Origin of the sequence: Streptomyces sp. H27-H1, assembly GCF_026627445.1 — a bacterium.
GTDB lineage: Bacteria > Actinomycetota > Actinomycetes > Streptomycetales > Streptomycetaceae > Streptomyces.
This window is the reverse complement of sequence record NZ_JAPNLJ010000130.1, coordinates 1-1,893: the sequence shown is the minus strand read 5'-3', so window position 1 is coordinate 1,893 and position 1,893 is coordinate 1. Positions and strand designations below refer to the sequence as shown.

2 protein-coding genes are annotated in these 1,893 nt (G+C 71.0%); both read right to left on the bottom strand.

The genetic code is table 11. The features are described from left to right. Window positions 1–1,336 (bottom strand): ISKra4 family transposase (locus OTB20_RS42075; RefSeq protein WP_267825167.1); only part of this gene is annotated, 1,336 nt, incomplete at its 3' end. Further along, a partial coding sequence (locus OTB20_RS42070) for a hypothetical protein (RefSeq protein ID WP_267825166.1) occupies window positions 1,333–1,893 on the bottom strand: 561 nt, incomplete at its 5' end. The genes OTB20_RS42070 and OTB20_RS42075, both read right to left, overlap by 4 nt.

Here is a 1,893-nt window from a genome sequence, read left to right as displayed (position 1 = left end):
CCTCGATGATCCCCGTGGCGATCGGGAAGCCTTCACGCAGGGCGAGTTCGTAGCGCAGGTAGGCCGCCTTGTTCCTCAGGTAGCCGACGGCGTCGTCGATGCCCTTGCGTGAGCCGGGCCTGAGCCCGGCAGCGTCTGCCGCCGTGGTGATCAAGGCTGCGGCGTGTTCGGATCTTCCGGCCAGGATGGTGCGGGCGTGGCTGGCGACCCAGGCTTCAGCCTCGCGGTCGCCGGCCGGGTGAAGGCAGTGCGCGGCGTCCCACAGGTATTCGAGCACGTGGATGATGTCGATCAGGATGTGCACGGTGACGTTCCGGCGCGCTGCCTCGGCCTGGATGAGGTCGAGTTGGTGGCGGGCGCCGTCGACCAGGACGACCCAGGTCCGGAGGTGGTCGGGGTCGCGGGCTTCGGCCTGGTCGAACACCGCGGCGATGACCTGTTCGGCGGTGTCGTTCACCGAGCCGCACAGCCACTTGGACCTGGCTTTCGGCCCGGGGTGGCGTTCCTTCTCGACGTCGGCGGGATCGACGGGGTCGGCGATGATGTCGCCGACGGCGCGCGGGGCGGGCTCGGCGTCGTAGACGGCGCCCAGGGTGGCCATGCGCTTGCGGCCGTGTTTCTCCCCGGGCGCGAGCCTGGTCGCCATCTTGTTCCCGTTCTTGGCCGCGGCGGCTTTCGCTGTGGCCTCGCGCAGCGCCTCGGGCCTCATCACCACGCCCTTGCCGTCGGTGGACAGGACCAGCAACGTGGCATCGGTGCACGGTTCGGGGACCAAGGCCTGGTAGAAGGCGTCGATGTCGGCCGCGGCGGCCACGGCGAGCTCCTGGACCTGCCGGTGGCCGATCCCGGCGCCGGTCAGCGTGTTGACCCGGTCGAACGCCTCCGCGAAGGAGCCACGGGCCGACTCGGTCGCGGCGAGCTTGGCCAGTCCCAGGCTGTGCATCCCGGCCGGCATGTTCAACGCGGCGTCGGCCAGATGCAGATCCGCCGCGCCGGTGGCCCGGTAGGCGATTCGGGTCGCGGTGACCTTCCCGAACACCGTGGCCAGGATGCGAGCCCGCCCGCGCTCGATCCGGGTGCGCTCGACACCGATCGCATCGACCACCTGCCCGGCCCGCCGCTCGCGGACCGCGCGCAGGTCCAGATGGTCCTGGAACAGCTGCCGGGTCACCTCGCGCATCCGCGCCGCGAGCAGGTCCTCCAGTGCCGAATGCGTCAACGCGGCGGCGTCCGGCGCGGCCAGATCCGTGGCCACCTGCTCGAACAGGCCGCGCGAGGCGGCGAACGCGGTCTCGGTCGCCGTCAGACCGCCACCGGCTCCCAGCGCCGCGCTCACCAGCCCAACTTCCGTCCGTCCACCTTGAACAACCCCGGCCCGGTCTCGGACAAGATTCCCCGCTCCATCAGGCGCTTGAGCTTCGAACGCATACCCTCCACGTGACGGGCCTCCGTCTCCAGCCCCAACTCCACGCACACGTCCTTGCACCGCCATGCCGATCCGGACGTGGCGAACAGTGCGATGATCCGCTGGTAGTCCGGCGACATCACCGTCACATCGCCCACGGCCTCAGCCGCCAGCAGCGCCGCGGCCACATCGACCGGCCCGGACGCCGCCGCCCCGGCGGCATCACCTCCAACCGCCACCCGCGGACCGTCGGCCAGCACCAGTTTCACCGTCTCCCGCGTGATCTGCAGCCGCGACAGCTCGGCCTCCACCCGGGACAACTCATCAGAAACCCCCGCGATCTGCTCGCGCAACTCCACAGCCCTGGACCGGCACGCACTCTCCCTGGCATCCAACGCGGCCATCAACGACGGCACCACACCACCCGCCCCACCCGGCGCCCGCACCCACGGCGGGCTCACCTCGCCGACGGTAGAGACCGCTCCGCA